Source organism: Dyadobacter luteus (assembly GCF_003383615.1).
In the GTDB taxonomy this organism is placed as follows: domain Bacteria; phylum Bacteroidota; class Bacteroidia; order Cytophagales; family Spirosomataceae; genus Dyadobacter; species Dyadobacter luteus.
In genome coordinates, this window is the sequence record NZ_QNUL01000031.1 from 19,435 (window position 1) to 39,457 (window position 20,023).

The following is a 20,023-nucleotide window of genomic DNA, read 5'->3' on the forward strand; positions in this document are numbered from 1 at the left end:
GTCAATGACTTCTTTGCAATGGCTTTTCCAGTTCCAGCCCTTCCAGCATGTGTGCCAGAATCGGGGCGCATTTTTCCTGGCATGAAGGATAAAACTGCCCGTGCTTCCAGTGAGCGGACTTCGGGGATACTCCCCACCAGAATTCTGCCATTGAAATGGGTTTCAACTGATGCTGAAAGGCATATTGCAGTAACTTCGGTGCAGCGCATTCACCAGCGCCGGCCGGAGGATTTTTATGTCCTGTAGCGTAAAAAATATCTCTTATGCTCTTTTCAATTCCGAATTGATTTAAAAAACGGTATTGGTCAAAAAGGTTGTTTTGCAGCTCGACAGATCTTCTCCTGCGTGTTTCTCTGACCATGTCAATTTCCTTTAAACTGCTGTTATTTCCCAGCAACTCCAGAGCTGCAATGCGGCGTCCATATTCCGAAATTTCCATCATGCCGCTATTTAGAAAACCGTCAAACGCAAGGCCGTCGTATACAGGAGGCACAAAAAACGAATGATGATTACTTCCCGCCAATTTACCGGAAAAAGCGGCCAGATAACCAAGTTTGCCCTCTTCTGTCATCACCACTAGCACTCCAAACATTTTCCCGATCACAGGCAGGCCATCATCAGCATCCAAGCCAAAATTGTGCTTCCACTCTTTCTGCGACAGCAGATGTGACTGCAACATTTTACATGCAAGAAGACTCAGCGGATGCGGGATGTAGTCAAACGGGAAGTTGAATTTTTCGGGGATGGGAATATTGGTAACCAGTCCATGCAACAACCTAAGGTTACATTCGTCAGCATAAACATCGTATATCACCAGCCCAGCGTTTAACAATACTTTCAGAAAATCAACAACTTGAACAAAACTAATTCAAAATAATCATTATCCGGCACATAAAACGAAATGTCGACACACTATCGATAAAAACATCAATCCTTTATAGAACTATTTCATATTTAATACAAATCGCTTAGTTTTATGAAAAATGATGAATCGGGCTTATTGGGAAGCTTAACGTTAGGAAAATACTCTATATTTAATCTGCTGTTCAAATAGTGAAAATCAAAAGGCTTCTTGAAATAAAGAAAGTTTCAAAAGATACGACTTATACTTTCCATGAGAATGAAGGAGGTCACATCGAACTTGAAACAAAGGTTCAGGAGTTATTATCGCTCTTTGAAAGAGCTCAACTCAGCAAAAAGCAGATAAGGACTTACCAAAGCCGCATCTCTCAGGCTCTGGAGAACACAATCACGTCCGAAAGCCCAATCAAGGCATTTAAAATGCTTGATCAGGACGAAACCCTTTCACGTGAAGAGCTGTTGGATGGATTCGAAAAATTGCTTTCAGAAAATCAGATTGACAGTAATATCGGACGCGTGATCAAACGAAGAAACACGCTTCAGAAAATCATTGTGAGCCTTATAGCTACTGTGTTAATAGCCGCAGGATTTGCTATGATCATCATGCCAGCTCCACCCAGTTTTGAAATTTTCACCATTTTCTACTTCAATCATAACGATGGAGTAACAGTTATGGATCTTATTTCATTACTTATCGTCTTATCCGGAGTTTTTCTCTTTGTTCAAACCTTCAATAAGAAATGATCGCATTTCCAGAGCCGACGAACAATATTAAAACCATTCTGCTGGTTGAAGATAATCTGCTTTTCAGAAAAGTGATGAGTTCTGCGCTGATCAGAGCCGGATACAACTGCGTACTGGCCACGTCAGCTCCGGAAGCGCTTCAACTGCTACTTCAGGAAGAGCCACATCTGATCCTTTCCGACTACGATATGCCGGAAATGAATGGATTCGATTTTCGACATGCAGTGCTGGCCAATCCACGGTTTTCCGATATTCCTTTCGTCTTCCTTACATCGCATACCGACAACTCGATGATTTTGGAAGGATTAAATCTGAATGCCCTCGATTATATCAATAAAGAAACCCCGCTGCCTGTAATCATATCCAAACTAGGTAACATTATTAAATCTCTGGAAAACGAGCATGTGAAGTCCATTCATGAACTAAGGACAGCCGCAGATACTTTAAATGTAAAATCCATCCCTTCGAAAGATCCTGAAATAAGGGGATTCCGCATAAACTTCTGGCATAAAGGCTTCCGTGGCTACCCGGGCGGCGATTTTATTGACTTTGTAAAAGTGGATGATCGGTTCTGCTTCGCTTTTCTGGGCGACATTATGGGTAAGAAATGGAAAGCATGGTTCTTTACTTTCGGATTTCTAAGTTATATAAGAGCTGCAATAAGATTTTGCGTGCTTGATGATGATTTGAGACTGGATAATATTGCTCACAAGATTAACAAACTTGTGTATATGGATGAAAGCCTGCAGAATATTCTGTCTAGCCTTTCACTACTCTTATTGGATAGCGAAACTGGCGAAATCCACTACACCGGCGCTGGCGACCTCCCCTTAATTAATCATCAAAGCGATGCTCAACTCACCAGCACTGTATTATCTTCGGGACTTTTACTCGGATTACTAGAAGATGGATTCTACGACAATCAAACTATTGTAATGAAAAAAGGAGACCAGCTCGCGATTTTTACCGACGGAATGATAGATATTCCCTCCATCGCCGGCAAGAAGACAGACTATCCCTTCTTTGTTTCTAAAATACAACCTTATTTAGGGCATTCGAACAGTTTCGATCTGATCAAACTCAACGTTCTTGATCAGATAACAGATAAAAATCAACTCGATGATGCCAGCATTATTTTTATAGAAAAAATATAAATCCTCATGATACTTAATGTAATAGAAAATGATAATGTAATCCAGGCCACAATTATCCCACAAGAAGCAAACCTGGTACATTCCGAAGCTTTTAAAGAAGAAATGATTACAATTATTGCCAATGGTGCCAACCTGGTAATCGTAAGTTTTGAGAATGTAGATTACATAGATAGTTCCTTTTTGGGCAGTTTGGTAGTAGCATTAAAATATGCTATGCCAAGAAATGTAGATATATATCTGGTATCTCTGAAGCCAGACGTAAAAAACCTGCTTACACTCATCAGAATGGATAAGGTCTTTAAGATATTCAAAGACTACCAACAAGCTCTGGAAACCTTAAAATGATTACATGAAAGAAAATGAAGAGCAACTAAGAATAGACTTCAGTAATAAGAGTGAAGATATATCCGACATTTTGGATATGTGCACATCGTATATTATAAAGAAGACTGCCGGCGATCTTGGGTCAGTAGTATTGTCAAAAGTAAAGTGGGTTCTTACAGAATTGCTTACGAATGCAATAAAGCACTCTGAAACAAGCACTTCTACTATATTAGTATCCATCAATAACGAGGAAATTATTCTACAGAAGCAAGATTCAGGCGCTCCGATGCAGTTTTACGATTCTTCGTTGAACCAAACGATCTCATGGCCAATAACAAATAAACTATATGATACTTCACATATCATTTATACCAGTAGTACTGAAACCCTGATTGCTCACATTGTCTCCGATGGATCAATCAGATTCCTGATTGAGGAGATTGAACCGGAAGATGTAAGGGAATCAATTTTGACGGACATGAGTGAACACTTTGGTCTGCTTATCATCACCAAATCATCTACCGAATTCTCGTATCTATATAGTTCGGATAAAAAAATGAACTTGTTCAAAAGTGTATTTAAACGCGAAATTCATCCCTAGTAAATAATAACTCAAATAGGGAACAAACCATCCTTTGGTAATTCAATTTTCCATTTTTCGAAAAATAATATCAGCAATTTCGTCTACTCTTCTTTCCCAGGTATTCAAAGCTGCAATCCGGAGTCTCTCAGCCAATAGCTCTTCACTATTGTTTTCCAACGCCTGGGATATCGCATCGGCAAATGATTCTGCATCACTGCAATAAGGAACAATCTCACCTGTAAATTCAGCTAAGTCAGGGTTGAAATCTGTGGAAACCACTGCCTTTCCAGCTCCCAGATACTCAAATAATTTCAATGGAAAAATGGTGCGGCTCACTTCATCATTCCGAAAAGGAATCAGAGCTACATCGAATCGTTTGATAACAGACGGCATCTCCGCGTAAGGAACAGGCCCGGTGAGCAGCACGTTATCAAGAGATTTGAACCATTCGGGAACAAACTCCTGATGAACCGGCCCCACCAGCGCAAATATTTTGTCCGAATGCATATGTGCTACTGCTCCCAAAAGCTGGTAATCAATACGTCTTTCAATAGCTCCGAAATAGCCAATAACCGGCCCGTTTAGCTGCGCCAATAAAGGATGAATTTTTAAAGACGGATCCAACACCTTACTGCTGTGCTTAAGATCAGCGGCATTGGGTACGAAGTAAGTAGCTTCGTTGAGTTGCTTTTTATCCCTGAACAATTGGCGGCTGCTGCAAATTACCACATCACTTTTTTTAACAATGATGTCCTCGGAAATCAATCCATGTTTCCTGTCAAACGGTAAAATAAGGGGATCCAGACTGTGATATACCTGCAGGGCAGGTTTCAGATGACCGGCCAACCCGGGGTAATGAAAATTATAGGAGTTGACAAAAATGAAGCTATCGATCTTATGTTTCCTGAAAATCCTTTTAAGCTTAAAAGCAAGCAACGATTCGTTCAATCTGAGCAAGGTTCTGAATAACCATCCTTCAGGCAAAAAATTTATGGATAATAACACTGAGGGGATAACATGCCAAAGGCCAGAATTATCAGAAGTCATCAGATTTGTACTAAACACGGATAAATATCCCTTTCTCTTACTAATCTGCTCCGAACCTCTTAATCTCCAATAGTCCTTGATCGTCAATGGATTTTCGACGTAGTATACCTTATTGTACCTGGCTAATAACCGGGCAGTGGTATAATTAGTCGATTCAATTTCAGAATCGATGCGCGGCAACCCGAAAACAATGATATTTTCCCCGTTGAGTTTCATTCTTCAGTGTTTGATAAATCCTCTTTCCCCAGTCAGCACGTCTGTTTTACACATTAATGCCTATATTTATACCCAAACTAACTGTACAAAGTTTGTAGGATTTTTCCATATGTGTAAATATCAAAAAATATTCTGTCAGCAGAATATTTTTTCAAGGTAATTCTGGAAAAACATACTTTAAATGATCGAATTCTCAATCTTTGCGACTCAACGTTATTCGAAAACATGAAAGATTACAGTGACGCTCTCCAACAAAAACTCAAAGGAAAGCGGATTTTATTTGTTGGTGTCAAATTCTATCACTTTACAGATGAGATTATCTCCAAACTCAAACAGCATGGTGCACTGGTGTCTTTTTATTATGAAAGAGACACCTCTATCGCATTCGGTTTTGCCAAAAGTTTTCGGCCATCCTATGCTGACAAGCTTCAGGAAAACCATTATAAATGGGTGATCTCAGATACGAGGAAAAAGGAATTTGATTACTTGCTGGTTATACGAGGCTACGAAATGAAGCCCTGGTTTGTGGAGCAAATCAAAAAAGACCATCCAGGTATTAAGACCTTACTCTATCAATGGGATTCATATAGCAATTGGGAATGCGACTACCGTCCTCTCATTCCCTATTTTGATGAAGTTAAGACTTTCGATCTACAAGATGCTCAGGAACTTGGATTATCCTATGTGCCTACATTTTCGAGTGACGAGTATGCCAGTGTGCCTCGGCAAACCCAATGTAAATATGATCTTTTCTACACAGGAGGCTACACCACACCAAGAATGGAATTTCTAAAGCAACTGATCGCCTACTCTCAGGAAAATAATCTTCGTTTGTTTACCCATGTAGTGATGCCAAGAAAAGCATTTCTGAAAGACTGGATCACAGGAACTCGTTATAACACTTCACTGATTTCCCTTAAAAGCCTTTCAAAATCAGAGTACCTGGAAATTTTCACTCAATCCAATGTTATCATAGACTACACTAAAGACAGTCAGGCAGGACTAACCATGAGATCACTGGATGTATTTGCTGCAGGCAAAAAACTTCTGACTAACAACGCTTTTGTAACCAGAGAATCCTATTATAACCCTGAGCAATCCAGAATATTCGATCCCAAAAAGTTTGAAGTAGACAGGGAATTTGCAACAACTGTAACCTCCTTCCCACGCCAGGACTTCTCAATAGATAAATGGTTAAATTCACTTTTCTCCTAATTTATCTCCAGCTAAACACATTTAAAAAGTCCTTTTATTTTAATCAGGTTATGAAAATATTATTTGATCATCAGAAATTTACAACACAGAGATATGGTGGTATAAGCCGGTACTTTGCCAACATCATCGAACAAATCAAACAATCTGATGACTTTACTTGTGAGGTGGGCCTGATCTATTCTAATAACTATTACCTTAAATCAAATGAAAAACCTTTTGATAAAGCGCTGAGCCGTATTTTTAAAACAGAACGCGCAGCCAGACAGCTTTTCAAACTGAATCAAAAGTATTCCAATCGGTTGGTGAGACAGAATAACTTTGACATCTTTCATCCTACCTATTACGACTCTTATTTTTTTGATAATCTAAAAAAGCCACTGGTCACTACCATTCATGATATGACCTATGAAAAACTTCCTGAGTATTTCTGGGCGCTCGATCCTCTTACGCATAACAAACGACTTCACATAGAGCGGGCTAATGCTATTATTGCCATCTCAGAAACCACCAAAAATGACTTGCTTCACTATCATAATGTAGATGAAAGCAAAGTATCGGTAATTTACCATGGTATTGATCCTGATTCTCCGCTGGACTTCGCTCCGGTGAGTAATCTTCCGGAAAATTATTTACTATATGTTGGAGACCGCAGCGGGTATAAAAATTTCTACCTGTTTATTGATGCATTCAAAAAAATAGCTGACAAATATCCTGATCTCAATGTAATTCTGACAGGGGGCGGCGGACTGGGTATTGCCGATCAGGAATTACTGCTTCGCCTCAAACTGAATGAAAGGGTACGTCATGTTCAGGTAACAGATGCTCAGCTTAATTTTTTGTATAAGAATGCAGTGCTGTTCGTTTATCCCTCTCTGTATGAAGGATTTGGATTACCTATACTGGAGGCATACAAAGCAAAATGTCCTATTTTGCTCAGCGATACCCCCTGCTTCCGTGAAATAGCACAAGACGCTGCAACGTTTTTCTCGCCTCACAGCAAGGAAGACATGATCTTTAAAATCGAAGGCTTCTTCTCAGACAGCAGCAAAAGAACACAACTGATTGAAAAGGGATTGGTAAGACTAAGGGATTTCCCTCTCGACAAATCCGTGGAGCAGACACTGAATCTTTACAGATCGCTGGTCTGAGAGGGTAATACATCGCGCCACACAAAACGGTCTGTCATAATTCCTTTGGGATGTTCCCGCCCTATTCTAAACCCAAACCAGTTTTTAGGAGCAATTACAAAGTTTTGCTTCGGGCAAATGTACGCCGCCCACCAGGCGAATGTGCTATTGGAAATAATCGCTACATCGGCATTCATAATCAACTGAAAATCAATAATTTCAGAATTTGAAGAGAAAATGTAATTATCTTTCTGTGGAAATTCTTTCTTTACAAATTCCATATCATCGCTCACAAAATAAACCTGATAAGAATCAAGGTTTTCTACCGAGTTCAGTTGTGTTTTGAAATACTCAATCGGAAGAGAAATATCCCGCTTACCATATGAAAGGTAATCGGTACGGCGGATGTGTACTACAACAGTTTTATTCTTACGGAATACTTCTCCAAATTTCTCATCAAACTGCTGCTTATACGCCTCTTTGATGACCGGCAATTGATCTTTCGGCAAATGCTTTATGTAAAAATCGGACTGAAAGAATCCGTTATAGATTGTCAGATTCTGTGGAGTGTGTTCTTTGGGAGCAAAGAAGTTCTGAACGAAAATATTTCTGAATGAAAATATTTTAGGTAACGTACGGGTCAGGCCGGAATACAACTTCGAGTTTAATGTGAGATTATGCCATGGTCCAAGATCAAAATACTTACCCAGATAAGCATGATGTGGATTAGGAAAAAAATAAGTCTGACTGCTATCCTTTGATTTCAGATATAACAAAAAATAGTACTGAAACAACTGATTTCCTAACCTGCCGTTAAAATTAACACCAACCATGGTTTACTGTTTTGGGGTATGATCCACCTGTCCGGTTTTCTTTTTCCATACAGGCAAAATATATTTCTCAAAAAATTCCGGATAGAACCGAAACATATAGACGATCGTATTCCCAAGACTTACATCTACCTCCTTTTTAAGGATAATCTGTGCCACAGCAAATCCCAGGATGTTCGAAATTAGTGTTGCGTAAGCCGCGCCCATTACTCCGTATTTAACTATTAACAGATAATTAAGAGCAAGATTGGCAACTGTGGTACCTACCACCACAAGAAAGGTTACACGCGTTTTTCCTATAGAATCCAGTATCGTTCCGAACTGACGGCCATAGGGAATCAGAAGGCAATACAGCAATGTCACCTGCAGAAGCGGGATGGAATCTGCATACTTTTCTCCTGCTATAAAATGAATAACATAATCAGAAAACAGATAAAGAAATAATACACCGGGAAATACAAGCGCCAATGTTGTCCCTACAGACTTTTCATACAAATATTTGATTGCCCCCTTTCCTTCTTCCTCCATACGCCTGGAGCTTTGCGGAAATACAACTACAGCGATAGCGTTACCCGGAATATCGATAAGATTTGTTATTCTGACAGCGATATTAAAAGCTCCCGATGCTGCCGGCGACAGCAATGCACCCAGCATCATCTGATCTACAGTACCTGACAGAAGTGAACTTACAGAAGTTCCAAAAGAATATTTGCCATAACCGAACAGCTTTCCCAGCCATGAACGGTCAATCGCAAAATTGAATGTGAAATTATGCCTTACATAGCTGAAAGCCACCAGTGTACTGATCATAACACTACCCAACTGCACCCAAACTAAATAGAGCAACTTCACCTGAAAATCCAATAAATAACACACTAAGACAAATCCAAAAAAGGAAGATTGCCTGATGAAATTATTGATAAAAATACCATTGAATCTGAGGTTAGCCTGTTCTACAGCGTTGAATTGGGTCAGAAAGCCGGTAGAGATAAAAACAAGTATATAGATATACATAATCCCCACCAACTGAGGTGAATCCCATATATGACTCAAATAAGGTGCAAACACAAAGATCAGACCTACACAAAATGCAGTAACCATACCGCTAATCGCCGTAGAAGCAGAAATAATAGCTGTGTGCTCGGATTTATCCGCTGCTGACAAATATTTTACCAACGCATTCTGAATTAAGCCGCTTCTGATCGCCTCCATAATGGTGGTAACAGACATAAACAACGTCCATACACCGAAATCCTGTTTGCTTAAAACACGTACCAGAATGTAGAATCCGGCAAAACCGAAAAACACACCAGAGAAGTTCTGGAGCACGTTGATAATCCCTGATTTAAGCCAATAATGATCTTTTTGTTTGGAACTCATGGTTGGACTACTTATTCAAAATGGCTCGCAACGTATTTTTTCACTTCCTCATCCGATTTTGCATGAAGAATGTCAGCACCCGAAAACTGCGGATACAACTTTTCAAAACACTTGAAGTGGTGTTCAGGCCCCTTCTTGGAAAGAATAAGATTAGTTCCACCAAAATAGCTTGCTAAAGTGGCAGTACCACCATGAATTGAGATGAACTTGTCTGCATTTGCGTAAACCATCATCTGCAGGTGATTGAAGTTTCTTGCTCCGGCTTTATTTTCCGTGAACAGATCCTCCATAAGGACAACCTCAGGGTACTCTTTCTCCAGCCAATTGAATTCATCAAGATCATATATATCACTATTATCCATCGTGATATTCTGAGGACGAGGTCTGTTGTAGATAATCGTGTACTTTTCTTTAAGTTTATCAAGCATAAACCCAAGCAGCTCAACACTGAAAAAACTCACGGGAGGACCATCCCACTCCATATTATAGCGATTTGCAATGATCAGGATAGGTTTGTCATAAACATATACATCATTACGATATTCCGCTTTGAGGGGTACAGGCAACCACTTTTCCATATTGTAGTTGTGACTGTATAATACACGGGGCATCTCAAAATTATAGTTACCTGCGTTTGTCCTTGTCGAAAAGTACTCCTCGTGATTGTCAGAAAAAAAGTACATTTCCTTTGTGTACTTCGAAGATTTTGTACTCTTGAGTGTACCGTTTTTATAATGCCAGTAAGCGAAAGGAAGTGCAAACTGTAATTCAGGCGCAAACTCGCCGTCAAAAGACAACTCCTTGTAACGGCTCTTAAAAATATAATCCCTGAAAAAATATCTAAGCTGGCGCAGCTGGCACAAGTAGGTATCCCGATAATAATATCTTACATCAATCGGTAAACGCCCATACTTAACCAGTACAATTAAGCTTAAAACTTTTTTTAACATGCTTGCATCGTTGAGTATAAGTAACTGGTGCTCTCTGAACAACCGGACTATGCGATTCCGCTCATACGCTCCACAATGTCAAAAGTAGAATTAATTTAGCAAAACCACATAGCAGCACTGAAATATCGTAGCATTATTTTTATCCTTTTGTTTGCACAATCCCAATTACCATTAACTTTGACAAAAATTTCTATTTTCCCTGTTTACTCAACAACCCACTCATAACTATCATGTCGCTTTTTAGCCTTCCAGGATGGGTAAAGTCTCATTTATTTTCTAATAAAAAATTTGATGACCTAACACCTGCTGAACTGGAAAGTCTAAGGACACGCATAAGTCTTTTCAAACACAGCGATCCGGATGTTTCTGTTGTTGTACCAGTATGGAATGAGCAGGATAATATTTTCAGAACGATATCATCCCTTACAGCCAGCACGACGAGATATAAGACAGAGCTGATTCTAATCAACAATAACTCTGGTGATAATACACAACGGGTTCTGGATCATCTCGGAACACTGAATTACTTTCAGGAGAAACAAGGAACTCCATATGCCCGGCAAATGGGATTGGATAAAGCCAAAGGGAGATATTTTCTCTGCGCCGATGCCGATACACTGTATCCTCCGCAATGGATAGATCTGATGGTCGAACCAATGGCCAGGGATCAGAATGTGACCGGTGTATATGGCAGATACTCGTTTATCCCGCCTGCAGGCAGCGCCAGGTTTGGTCTTTGGTTCTACGAGCAAATTACTTCCATGATCATCCGCATACGCCAGAACAAACGAGAATATCTGAATGTGTACGGCTTTAATATGGGATTCGTAACGAAAGTCGGGCAGGAAACAGGCGGATTCAATGTAGTAGGTGACCGAAAGTATAATGATGTAAAAGGTGCTGATTATCAAAACGATGCGGAAGATGGCAGAATGGCGAGAAATCTTAAAACACGTGGAAGTCTGTTTCTTGTCACAAATCCCAAAGCACGTGTATTCACTTCTTCGAGAAGATTGATGGATGACGGAAGCATATGGCAGGCGTTCCTGAACAGGGTAAAACATCAGTTAAAAATTTTTAAGGAGTTCACCTAAGATGGTTTTCATATATACACCGACGTATTCGTGACAGATTGAATTAACCTAACTCAACGTAATGACCCCAACAGACAACATCAATATAGTAGTAGCCAGTAACAATCACTACGCTATTCTGCTTGCTGCCCTTATTAAATCCATCGAGGTTCATCACAAAACCCCTGAAAAAATCAGTCTTTACATTCTGGATGACGGGATCTCGGCAGATAGCCAGAAGAAAATAAGAGCATCTGTCAGCAAAGAAATGGTGGAAATGCACTGGCATAAAACAAATACAGTCATTCCCAAAAATGTAAAAATCCCTGTTGACAAATCTGCATTTCCTGTAACTACATATCTGCGTTTGTTTGCCGACCAGGTAATGCCTGCTGACACGAAAAGGTTTATTTACCTTGATGTTGATATGATTGTAAAAGAGGATATCAGCAAGCTTTGGAACGCTGATCTGAAGGACAAGCCTATTGGAGCAGTTCTCGATCTTTCGGAAACAGCCGGAAGTGAATGGGGCGGCATTCCGAATTACAAGGAGCTGGGAATAGCACCTGAAAGCAAATATTTCAATGCAGGCATGATGGTGGTGGATGTACAGAAATGGAAAAAGGGCGATTTAGGTAACAAAGTAATTCAATGTCTTCACGACAACCTTGCTTCTGTTAATTTCGCAGATCAGTACGGATTGAATGTGGTACTTGTGAACCAATGGCAGGAGCTGGATCCTAAATGGAATTCTTTCGCGATCACTGATGTAAAGGACCCTTATTTAATCCACTATCTTGATATTAAACCAATTTTCAAATCCTATAACAGCATTCCCCGTTATCAGGACGAATTTTATACCTATCTACGACAAACTCCCTGGAAAAATCACAAACCCATTCCTGATTACGTACGGATTGCGCGCAAAGCCTACAACAAGGCTAAGAAAATTGTTTCGGCCTACTTAAAATAAGGATGCATGCCCAAATTTTCAGATGTAACTCTACTCATCACGCATTATAACAGAAGCAGCTCACTGGAGCGACTTCTGAAGGCCTTTTCGGATCTTGATTGTCATTTTGGGGACATTGTAGTGTCCGATGATGGCAGTCGCCCTGAACATCTTGAACAGCTTTCCGAGATCCATCGTACTTATCCTTACAGGCTGGTTTCAACGCCGGTCAACAGAGGTCTGGGAAACAATATCAATAAAGGGCAAGATGCCGTTAAAACAACATATACCTTGTATGTACAGGAAGATTTTGTTCCTAAAGCTATATTTCCTGCAAACCTTACCACCGCTCTGAAATTCTTGCAGCAACGTTCAGATCTTGATGTTATAAGATTTTACGCCTATTTCAAATATCCCTATCTTAAAAGCATAGGACAAGGGTTTTCTGAAATGGTTTTCCGTTTTTCTGCTCCCGGTTATAAAAAATTCTACTACTACAGCGACCATCCTCACCTGCGACGTACCAGCTTTTTTGAGAAATTCGGCAGATACCCGGAAGGAATAAAAGTAGAAGCTACTGAATACAAAATGATGATTTCTTTTCTGAAAAATAAAGGAAAGGCCCTTCAGTTTGACGACCCATCTGCGCTGTTTGATCAATTAAACTCATCTGACGAACCCAGCACAGTCAGTCGCAATAAATGGAGAGTTAATAACAATCCGTTGATTGTATTTTTACGGCATTTATATCGTCACATCAAATTTAACTATGATTACCTCCGGTAATTATTGATGAAAAAGGCATATATCAATAATCTCAGGGGGTTGGACCTTCTGCGTTTCCTATTATCCGTATCCGTGATAATATGGCACTATCAGCATTTTTTTTATCCGTTTATAAGCTTCGAAAAACGGGAGGTGTTTCTGACAAAACAGCCGTTTTTCCATTTTTTTGAGCTTTTCTATACCAAAGGTTATTATGCCGTTCAGGTATTCTGGTTGATTAGCGGTGTCATATTCTACAAGATATATCAGCAAAATATTTCCTTAGGCAAAATACGTCTTCCCCAATTTATGCTGAACCGGTTCTCCCGGTTGTATCCGTTGCATTTACTTACTTTGTTTATTGTGATCGGATTACAATTCTGGTACAATTCAGAATACGGAAGGTACTTTATTTATGAAAAAAACGGCGCTCAGTCTTTCTTTCAGAACTTACTGTTCGTGCAGGCGTGGGGCGACAACAGATTATCTTTCAACGGACCTACGTGGAGCGTTTCTATTGAGATAATGGTATATCTGGTCTTCTTTGGAATCTGTGCGTCCGGACTGATTCGCACAAGCTGGGGGCTTATAGGTGTGTTTATTTTCTTTATGATGATAAAAAAATGGGAGCTTCTCTTTGCCGGTGATGACCTGTCGTCCAGTATTTATCTCTTTTTTGCCGGCTGTCTTCTGACGCGTGTCTATGATATGGTGGCTCAAAACAGGCTTCAACAATCAGGAATCCTGCTTATCCTGTTTATTTCCTGGTACTCTACCCAGCATACACCAAGAATCATAGAGCCTCTATATGAGCGTGTTACAGGATTTTTATATCCTGATCTTCTCACTTTTTCTTTACTCTCGGTCTGGATCTTTATAGTTGTATTTAGTCATCAGTTTTTTGACCGCGTACCCGACTCCGTTTTTCGTTTCTTCGGGGATATGACCTACTCCACCTACCTCATCCATTTCCCCATACAGCTTCTGATGTTTCTGCTTCTAAAACCAGAATCTTACAGTACCTTTTTTGCTCCCTGGGTTTTTGTAATTTATCTGTTAGTAGTATTCGCACTCGGCCAGCTCACTTTTCGCTTTTTTGAAGTTCCCGTTCAAAACAAGTTGAGAGAGCTTCTGAAACGTTCCAAAATCAGTTAGCCGTGATCCTATGCTGCTTATCAATGCGATAAGTGATATGAATGATTGCGATTGCGAGATAAAAAAGAATATTATTGGGGTATTGCACCAGTGCTTCCTGTGGAAAGTTACCAATGTTAAGAGCAAACAGCACAAGTGTCATTGCCAGGCAATAGGCCCGTAATTCGGGATTTTTGATCCTGTAGAAGTTCTCAATTCCGGTTTTGAGCACAATAAACATCAGACAGCAAAATATCAGTAAACCGATCCATCCCATTTCCACTGCAACTCTCATATAACCACTATCGGGTGGAAAATTGGCAAGAAACGAATGGGGCGCAAAACGGACACCCCACATACCCGTCGCTCCTAAGCCGCCACCCATAGGATGTGAAAGAATATAAGGCTGAATGCGCTTTTGATTTTGTTTTCTCACATTGTATGATGCATCTTCCGATGGACGAAATGCACTCTGAAACCGCACCAAAGATGGGTTCGATGTGGGTGTAAAAATCAATACCACAAAGAAAAATGCTGCTACTGCCGAGAACAGCATAATCTGCCTGTTAAAATGCAATACAGCAAACATAACCAATGCTGCCGGGATGAGCACATAGGCACCCCTTGTCCCGGAAAACAGCATAGCATTCAGCATAAAAAGACAAAACAACGCCAATACAACTTTTTTCCAGAATGAAGTCGGGCCGGAAATGAGTGCAATACAAAGCAGCGCTGAAATAACCATGTTGTAGGAGAATTCAACCGGATCAGAAAAAATAGAGTACTTGCGCCAGTGCCCGTCAATAAACATCAGGCTGACAGACAACGGATCGCTCTCCATCCCGGCAAGCTCGGCAGGGGCAATACCAATCCATTCCTGCTTATAGGCATAAACCATAGCGACCAATGCCAGAGCCAGCCAAACTTTAAGCAGGATTCTAAGCGACTCAACCGTACGTATCTGATAGGCGAAGACAAAATACATGAGGGTTAGAATAGCAATCGGACGCACGGTATAAACCCACGCCATGCGTGATTCAGCCCATGGGTTGATGATCTGCAACATATTGTACCCGATCCAAATTAATAGCATAGAAGCCACAGGTCCAGTAAAAGCTGACCAATCCGGATTACGCTTTTGTTTAATAAAAAAGCCCAGCAACAGCAAAAACTGCATTCCATCCAAAACCGTCCCCATTGGGAAATTAATCCCAAAACGGATAAAGAAGAAAAGGCCGAACGCCATCACCAGCAGACAACAAATCCCGAAAACAGGATAAACAACCATGGCAATTACCGTTGGAATTCCTATCATGGCGACGATCAAAAGCATGCCCGCCACCATTCCCGCCTTTGCAGTCATAACACCTAGCAGAATACCAGCTAACAGCAGACACAGTACGCCGACGGGCTTCCTAAAAAACCTTTCCGGCGACCAGTCTTTTACTGTTAAACGTATATCTGTAAGTAGTTTCAATCTGGTAACTGATATATCCTAGAAGAATAATATTTTAAAGAAAAAGAAAAATACACTTAGTAAAGCAATCAGCAGGGCTGCTATCCGTGTACTGACCTGAATTCCGGACAGCTCCGGATCTGTATTCTCCTTTTTCGTTTTTAGATCAGGTAATATCTTCATGGTTTTTTCTCGTCTTCAATACCATGCTTTGTAGCGACGGAAATCTTATTAGCTCTTTTTGCTTTCAAAAGAGATAATAGCTGCAATGTCATAAAATGGGGAATTCGGTCCAATGACTTGTATATTTCCGGGCTCGTATGACTCATACGCAATGCCACTATAAAACCGGTAACAAACAGAGCCATTCCTGCCAACCAAAGCACTGCCAGAAAAGGCGCAGTCCAAATATTAATAAGGAAAAACAAGCCAGACAGAATCAGGAAGATGAAAAGTGGTGGCCTTAGGAGAACTACACCGAACAACAATCTGTTCCAGCTAAATTTCGCCAATCCGGATCCTATCAGGCCGAATCCCAGACTAAAATATTTGAACCAGGTATTGATCCACCGCGCCCTCTGATTCACCAATTGCTGAGAACCGGCTGTCTTTTCATCGTAAACAATTGCTTCAGGTGCAAATGCTATTCTATGTCCACGACTTACAATCTGATATTGCAATACTTTATCGAAACCTGCTCCGCTAACATCTCTCTTTTCAAGACATTCTCTATATAGCTCAGTCGTAAATGCCATCCCCGAACCTGCCAGGGTAGCTGACGAACCCGCTTCAAAAAGCATTTTGCCATCATAGAAATGATAATAAATATCACGGGCAGCATCCAGCCGGGCAAGCGTTGTATTGGTATTCTTTGCGTCTCTTACACCCTGTACTGCCTTATAGCCCAATTTGAAAAATATATTCAGTTGGGAGAGATAATCCGGCTCAACTATATTGTCGCTATCAATGATAGTGAGATGCGTATGGGGTCTTACGAAATGTTGGATTGCGTAAAAATGGGACCTCACATTTCCCGCTAATACTTGTTCAGGACGCAACAAGATGACACGTTCAGAAGCAAAATGAAGATTGGTAATGTCACACTTATCGGCAACAACATAGATCAGATAACGATCATAATCGGATTTCAGAATTGAATTTACAACATCAGGAAGCTGGCTGGTCTGCTCGTACGCTGTAACGATTACCGCATAGTCGGGTAATGAAGAGTCAGACAGTTTCTTAGAATTCTGTCCTCTTAAAACGGAACGAAGTAGCAGTAACAAAAGAGGAAAAACCAATTGAAAACCAATTAGTACCTGGCATATTACCCAGAAAACTTTGAGAATAACCATAACGTTGTTTGATTAGTTAGTTCCTCTGGTGTCATACCCCCCATCAGCCTGGGTAAACACCCACCCCGCAAACTTACTTCCCAGTGATTTCAGGTATTCAATTTTAGCCTTGTCTGCCGCATCGATTGTCTTTCCTGACTTAAATACAGAAACTACCACATCAGAACAGGCAATCCATTCCTTCGCTTTGTTCATCGATTTCAAAGAATCAGTTTCAACCAAAATCACATCAAAACGACTAAGCAGATAGCTGAATACCTCTTCTACCAAAGCTACATCGGCAAGCTCGTTCAACGAAACATCCCCCCCTTTGTTTCCGATTATTGCAAGACCATCGGCACCAACAGCCGCCAGTGCACTATTTTTATCTAAGAAAAGATCTTCTACGAAATTCTTTGTACCATTAATTTGTGTGATGTCGGGACTCGTAAAATTTCCGTCGATCAGCAGTACCCGTCGGTTCACTTTCGCAAACGCCCACGCCAATCCTTGAATCAGAAGCGTTTTACTTTCTCCATCTCCAAGACTCGTTACCGAGATTAACTTGGGACCTGCTTTTTCTGAGTCCAGCTCGTAGCGAATAGAGCGGATCAGGTTCCTCAGTATGGTCTTCGACTTATTACCACCTGCGTGATTCCCATAAAAATCAGGCACTTCTGAAACTCGATTGATATAGCCTATAACCGGAATACCACTTTCATTGGCCAATTGTAAAGGATAATTAACCGATTTATCAAAAAAGTAGATTACAAAGAAAACAAGCAGACAGAATGCAAAGCTTACTACCCCTGAAAGAATAAGCAACATCATTTTTTTTGATGGTTGGACATCTCCGGGCAATGCCTTTTCTGCTACTTTGAGGTATACAGGAAAACTGGATTCCAGAGTAGCATTATTGTAGCGCTGCAATGCCTCCATATATTCTTTGCTTGCAATATCAATACCGGTTTCAAATTCCTGAATCTGAGCCTCATTGGGCACCAAAGCATCGAACTTTCGGTTTAGCCTGCGTAATTCCTGCTGAATAGAAGTAATACTGTTTGCGGCTAATTCCTGTTCTATTTCCAGAGTAAGCTTTTGTGTCACAAGCCCTTCTTTCACAGTCATAGGGTTGTAGATATACCGGTCCGACGCATCCGCAATCTGAGAGCTTAATTTCTGCTGAAGGGAATCCAGACGAGTTTTATACGAAGGGTCAAAATTGTTTCGTACATAAGCATCATTAACCGAGCGAAGCTGCTGCTTGGTAGCCACGATCTGCTGATTTATGCCCGTCATGGCACTCTCAATATACTTTCTGTCTGCTGGATTAAATTTCTTGTCAATACGATTGATCGCAGCTGCATAGGCAACAATGTCCTTTTCAGCCCCCTCACGTTTTGCCTCGTATTCGGCGATTTGCCCATACAGACTTCGTGCCTGTTCATTTAGATTGAGTACGCGATTTTTGATCTTGAAATTCCGGAGCTCATTCATTTCCTGAGTGAGTATATTCCTTTTTTTATTCAGGAAATCGGTAAGAAATGTAATTGCCCTGGTGCTGTTTGTATCAATGCGGCTAGAATAGTAGGATATAAATTCCGAAGAAAGCGTGTTGATCAGATACGCTGATAACAGTGGATGATCAGTCTCAGCATCTATACTGATATAGTCGCTATTCCGGACACGGTATACCGATACTTTTGAAACCAGCGAATTGTAGTCATATCCACTTTCCCTAAGCAATGCAATCAGCTTAACATCTTGCTTATCCCCAGGTACAAGCTCTTGTTTGCCTTTCAGTTTCGTGTTGATGCGGCTGATCAACTTCGCCTTGTCAGACTGACCTAAATCTTCCGAAACATTTCTGAAGGCCGCCTGAGGCGTCTGTAAATCATGTAAAAGAAGTCTGAAAGAAACCTGGTCGAAGATCTTCTTAAGCATGATCATTTGCGTAAGATTGTCGAACTTCCTGTTTATCTCCGACTCCTGGTCCTTATCCGCCAGGCTCAGTACCTGATCAGTTTTATCTACAAGTCCGGTTGCAATGCTTCCATGTGATTTATATTCATCAGGCAGCTCTCTCACCAAAAAAAAACACATGACAAGTGTGAGCATAGGCACCCCTGTAAGCACCCATTTATTACGATACAGGAGTCTCAGGTATTGTATAACTTCCGTCATTTGATCTCTTCAAGTTTTTGTCCTAACAATTCTTCCAGGCTACTTTTTGCAATGTAAACGTCGGCTTCGGAAGTTATTTTTGTTTGTAGCTGTGTGGAATACATCAATAGGGCAGTATTGTAATTCTGAACGGTAGTTTCACCCTTTTCGAACCGGTAACGGGCATCCTTCAGTGCACTCTCTACGTCCAGCAGTGCCTCAGATTTTAATCTCAGAATTGTCTGATGCTGAATAAGTGTAAAGTAGCGTTTCCTGACATCAGCTTCCAGACTTCGTTCGTAAGTCTGTTTCTCAAACTCAGTAACCTTTACTTCTGCTTTAGCCTGTTTAACCTGAGTCGGTTTCTGAAGAATGGAACCTATGTTTACAAAAAAACCGAATTGATATCCTTGCAGAAAGTTGGGGTTAATACCACTTGTAGTTTGATTGGGATTGTAGAGATACGAAAGTGAGATAATATCAAAATAGGAAAGTTTAGTCCTTCTCACTCCCAGGTTTCCCATTTCTATACGGGAGTCATAAGACTTGATCTGCGGATAATTCTTTTTCGCAATTGCAACCAGCTTGTCCAGATATTCATAGGATATCTCCTGTGCAAGTGTTTCCTGTGCGCGAATTTCACCAAAAGATGCCAGGATAATTATCAATAAACCAATGTATTTCATTTACCTGATAGGTTATTACCCCTCTGAGC

19 protein-coding genes are annotated in these 20,023 nt (G+C 40.6%); 10 read left to right on the forward strand and 9 right to left on the reverse strand.

Annotated features, from left to right (window positions below; all coding sequences use genetic code 11):
• Window position 1: 1 nt before the first annotated feature.
• Complete coding sequence (locus tag DSL64_RS24870) at window positions 2-814, reverse strand: pseudouridylate synthase (RefSeq protein ID WP_229217220.1); 813 nt, start codon at window positions 812-814, stop codon at window positions 2-4.
• 239 nt (window positions 815-1,053) lie between these two features.
• Between DSL64_RS24870 and DSL64_RS24875 the strand changes: the two genes are divergently transcribed.
• Genes DSL64_RS24875 through DSL64_RS24890 form a run of 4 tightly spaced genes read left to right on the forward strand, consistent with a single transcriptional unit; the run spans window position 1,054 to window position 3,684 of the window.
• On the forward strand, window positions 1,054-1,605 hold the full coding sequence (locus DSL64_RS24875; RefSeq protein ID WP_229217221.1) for a hypothetical protein: 552 nt from the start codon (window positions 1,054-1,056) through the stop codon (window positions 1,603-1,605).
• The gene (locus tag DSL64_RS24880) at window positions 1,602-2,759 is read left to right on the forward strand and encodes a response regulator (RefSeq protein ID WP_115833665.1); all 1,158 of its coding nucleotides are present in this window, start codon (window positions 1,602-1,604) and stop codon (window positions 2,757-2,759) included. Before DSL64_RS24875 ends, DSL64_RS24880 begins: the two co-directional genes overlap by 4 nt.
• A 6-nt stretch (window positions 2,760-2,765) precedes the next feature.
• On the forward strand, window positions 2,766-3,104 hold the full coding sequence (locus DSL64_RS24885; protein ID WP_115833666.1) for an STAS domain-containing protein: 339 nt from the start codon (window positions 2,766-2,768) through the stop codon (window positions 3,102-3,104).
• Window positions 3,105-3,108: 4 nt separating this feature from the next.
• Window positions 3,109-3,684 carry an ATP-binding protein gene (locus DSL64_RS24890; RefSeq protein ID WP_115833667.1) on the forward strand — a complete coding sequence of 192 codons (576 nt, stop codon included), beginning with the start codon at window positions 3,109-3,111 and terminating at the stop codon, window positions 3,682-3,684.
• 42 nt (window positions 3,685-3,726) lie between these two features.
• Here the strand turns inward: DSL64_RS24890 and DSL64_RS24895 are convergent, their stop codons facing one another.
• A complete protein-coding gene (locus DSL64_RS24895; RefSeq protein WP_115833668.1) occupies window positions 3,727-4,929 on the reverse strand; it encodes a glycosyltransferase in 1,203 nt (400 codons plus the stop codon).
• 225 nt (window positions 4,930-5,154) lie between these two features.
• Between DSL64_RS24895 and DSL64_RS24900 the strand changes: the two genes are divergently transcribed.
• Both DSL64_RS24900 and DSL64_RS24905 read left to right on the forward strand, forming a co-directional pair.
• The gene (locus DSL64_RS24900; protein ID WP_115833669.1) at window positions 5,155-6,144 is read left to right on the forward strand and encodes a WaaS/CpsH family glycosyltransferase; all 990 of its coding nucleotides are present in this window, start codon (window positions 5,155-5,157) and stop codon (window positions 6,142-6,144) included.
• Window positions 6,145-6,194: 50 nt separating this feature from the next.
• Entirely contained in the window at window positions 6,195-7,292 is a 1,098-nt protein-coding gene (locus tag DSL64_RS24905) for a glycosyltransferase family 4 protein (protein ID WP_115833713.1), read from the forward strand.
• Here the strand turns inward: DSL64_RS24905 and DSL64_RS24910 are convergent.
• Genes DSL64_RS24910 through DSL64_RS24920 form a run of 3 tightly spaced genes read right to left on the reverse strand, consistent with a single transcriptional unit; the run spans window position 7,274 to window position 10,431 of the window.
• Window positions 7,274-8,104 (reverse strand): alpha-1,2-fucosyltransferase, encoded by an 831-nt coding sequence (locus DSL64_RS24910; protein WP_115833670.1) that lies wholly within the window; start codon window positions 8,102-8,104, stop codon window positions 7,274-7,276. The two genes, DSL64_RS24905 and DSL64_RS24910, sit on opposite strands and share 19 nt — an antisense overlap.
• Window positions 8,105-8,107: 3 nt before the next feature.
• Complete coding sequence (locus DSL64_RS24915) at window positions 8,108-9,481, reverse strand: flippase (RefSeq protein ID WP_115833671.1); 1,374 nt, start codon at window positions 9,479-9,481, stop codon at window positions 8,108-8,110.
• A gap of 11 nt (window positions 9,482-9,492) precedes the next feature.
• Window positions 9,493-10,431: a hypothetical protein gene (locus DSL64_RS24920; protein WP_115833672.1), complete on the reverse strand. Its 939-nt coding sequence runs from the start codon at window positions 10,429-10,431 to the stop codon at window positions 9,493-9,495.
• A gap of 230 nt (window positions 10,432-10,661) precedes the next feature.
• On the opposite strand from DSL64_RS24920, the gene DSL64_RS24925 reads away from it, so the two are divergent.
• The 4 genes from DSL64_RS24925 (at window position 10,662) to DSL64_RS24940 (ending at window position 14,376) form a co-directional block, all read left to right on the forward strand.
• On the forward strand, window positions 10,662-11,525 hold the full coding sequence (locus tag DSL64_RS24925; RefSeq protein ID WP_115833673.1) for a glycosyltransferase family A protein: 864 nt from the start codon (window positions 10,662-10,664) through the stop codon (window positions 11,523-11,525).
• Between the two features lie 61 nt (window positions 11,526-11,586).
• Complete coding sequence (locus DSL64_RS24930; RefSeq protein WP_115833674.1) at window positions 11,587-12,477, forward strand: glycosyltransferase family 8 protein; 891 nt, start codon at window positions 11,587-11,589, stop codon at window positions 12,475-12,477.
• A gap of 6 nt (window positions 12,478-12,483) precedes the next feature.
• Window positions 12,484-13,242: a glycosyltransferase gene (locus DSL64_RS24935; protein WP_115833675.1), complete on the forward strand. Its 759-nt coding sequence runs from the start codon at window positions 12,484-12,486 to the stop codon at window positions 13,240-13,242.
• A gap of 6 nt (window positions 13,243-13,248) precedes the next feature.
• Window positions 13,249-14,376, forward strand: a complete 1,128-nt coding sequence (locus tag DSL64_RS24940; protein WP_115833676.1) for an acyltransferase family protein — start codon at window positions 13,249-13,251, stop codon at window positions 14,374-14,376.
• On the opposite strand, the gene DSL64_RS24945 is transcribed toward DSL64_RS24940, so the two are convergent.
• From DSL64_RS24945 to DSL64_RS24960, 4 genes are all read right to left on the reverse strand, one after another.
• Entirely contained in the window at window positions 14,369-15,832 is a 1,464-nt protein-coding gene (locus DSL64_RS24945) for an O-antigen ligase family protein (protein WP_229217222.1), read from the reverse strand. The genes DSL64_RS24940 and DSL64_RS24945 overlap by 8 nt on opposite strands.
• Before the next feature lie 158 nt (window positions 15,833-15,990).
• Complete coding sequence (locus tag DSL64_RS24950) at window positions 15,991-17,166, reverse strand: glycosyltransferase (RefSeq protein ID WP_115833678.1); 1,176 nt, start codon at window positions 17,164-17,166, stop codon at window positions 15,991-15,993.
• 12 nt (window positions 17,167-17,178) lie between these two features.
• On the reverse strand, window positions 17,179-19,329 hold the full coding sequence (locus DSL64_RS24955; RefSeq protein WP_115833679.1) for a GumC family protein: 2,151 nt from the start codon (window positions 19,327-19,329) through the stop codon (window positions 17,179-17,181).
• Window positions 19,326-19,994 (reverse strand): TolC family protein, encoded by a 669-nt coding sequence (locus DSL64_RS24960; RefSeq protein ID WP_115833680.1) that lies wholly within the window; start codon window positions 19,992-19,994, stop codon window positions 19,326-19,328. Before DSL64_RS24960 ends, DSL64_RS24955 begins: the two co-directional genes overlap by 4 nt.
• Between the last annotated feature and the right edge of the window lie 29 nt (window positions 19,995-20,023).

What these genes read in the sequence shown, in the direction of transcription:
- DSL64_RS24880 (WP_115833665.1), top strand. Translation starts at nt 1,602, where the DNA reads ATGATCGCATTTCCAGAGCCGACGAACAATATTAAAACCATTCTGCTG.
- DSL64_RS24885 (WP_115833666.1), top strand. Translation starts at nt 2,766, where the DNA reads ATGATACTTAATGTAATAGAAAATGATAATGTAATCCAGGCCACAATT.
- DSL64_RS24890 (WP_115833667.1), top strand. Translation starts at nt 3,109, where the DNA reads ATGAAAGAAAATGAAGAGCAACTAAGAATAGACTTCAGTAATAAGAGT.
- DSL64_RS24895 (WP_115833668.1), bottom strand. Translation starts at nt 4,929, where the DNA reads ATGAAACTCAACGGGGAAAATATCATTGTTTTCGGGTTGCCGCGCATC.
- DSL64_RS24900 (WP_115833669.1), top strand. Translation starts at nt 5,155, where the DNA reads ATGAAAGATTACAGTGACGCTCTCCAACAAAAACTCAAAGGAAAGCGG.
- DSL64_RS24905 (WP_115833713.1), top strand. Translation starts at nt 6,195, where the DNA reads ATGAAAATATTATTTGATCATCAGAAATTTACAACACAGAGATATGGT.
- DSL64_RS24910 (WP_115833670.1), bottom strand. Translation starts at nt 8,104, where the DNA reads ATGGTTGGTGTTAATTTTAACGGCAGGTTAGGAAATCAGTTGTTTCAG.
- DSL64_RS24915 (WP_115833671.1), bottom strand. Translation starts at nt 9,481, where the DNA reads ATGAGTTCCAAACAAAAAGATCATTATTGGCTTAAATCAGGGATTATC.
- DSL64_RS24920 (WP_115833672.1), bottom strand. Translation starts at nt 10,431, where the DNA reads ATGTTAAAAAAAGTTTTAAGCTTAATTGTACTGGTTAAGTATGGGCGT.
- DSL64_RS24925 (WP_115833673.1), top strand. Translation starts at nt 10,662, where the DNA reads ATGTCGCTTTTTAGCCTTCCAGGATGGGTAAAGTCTCATTTATTTTCT.
- DSL64_RS24930 (WP_115833674.1), top strand. Translation starts at nt 11,587, where the DNA reads ATGACCCCAACAGACAACATCAATATAGTAGTAGCCAGTAACAATCAC.
- DSL64_RS24935 (WP_115833675.1), top strand. Translation starts at nt 12,484, where the DNA reads ATGCCCAAATTTTCAGATGTAACTCTACTCATCACGCATTATAACAGA.
- DSL64_RS24940 (WP_115833676.1), top strand. Translation starts at nt 13,249, where the DNA reads ATGAAAAAGGCATATATCAATAATCTCAGGGGGTTGGACCTTCTGCGT.
- DSL64_RS24950 (WP_115833678.1), bottom strand. Translation starts at nt 17,166, where the DNA reads ATGGTTATTCTCAAAGTTTTCTGGGTAATATGCCAGGTACTAATTGGT.
- DSL64_RS24955 (WP_115833679.1), bottom strand. Translation starts at nt 19,329, where the DNA reads ATGACGGAAGTTATACAATACCTGAGACTCCTGTATCGTAATAAATGG.
- DSL64_RS24960 (WP_115833680.1), bottom strand. Translation starts at nt 19,994, where the DNA reads ATGAAATACATTGGTTTATTGATAATTATCCTGGCATCTTTTGGTGAA.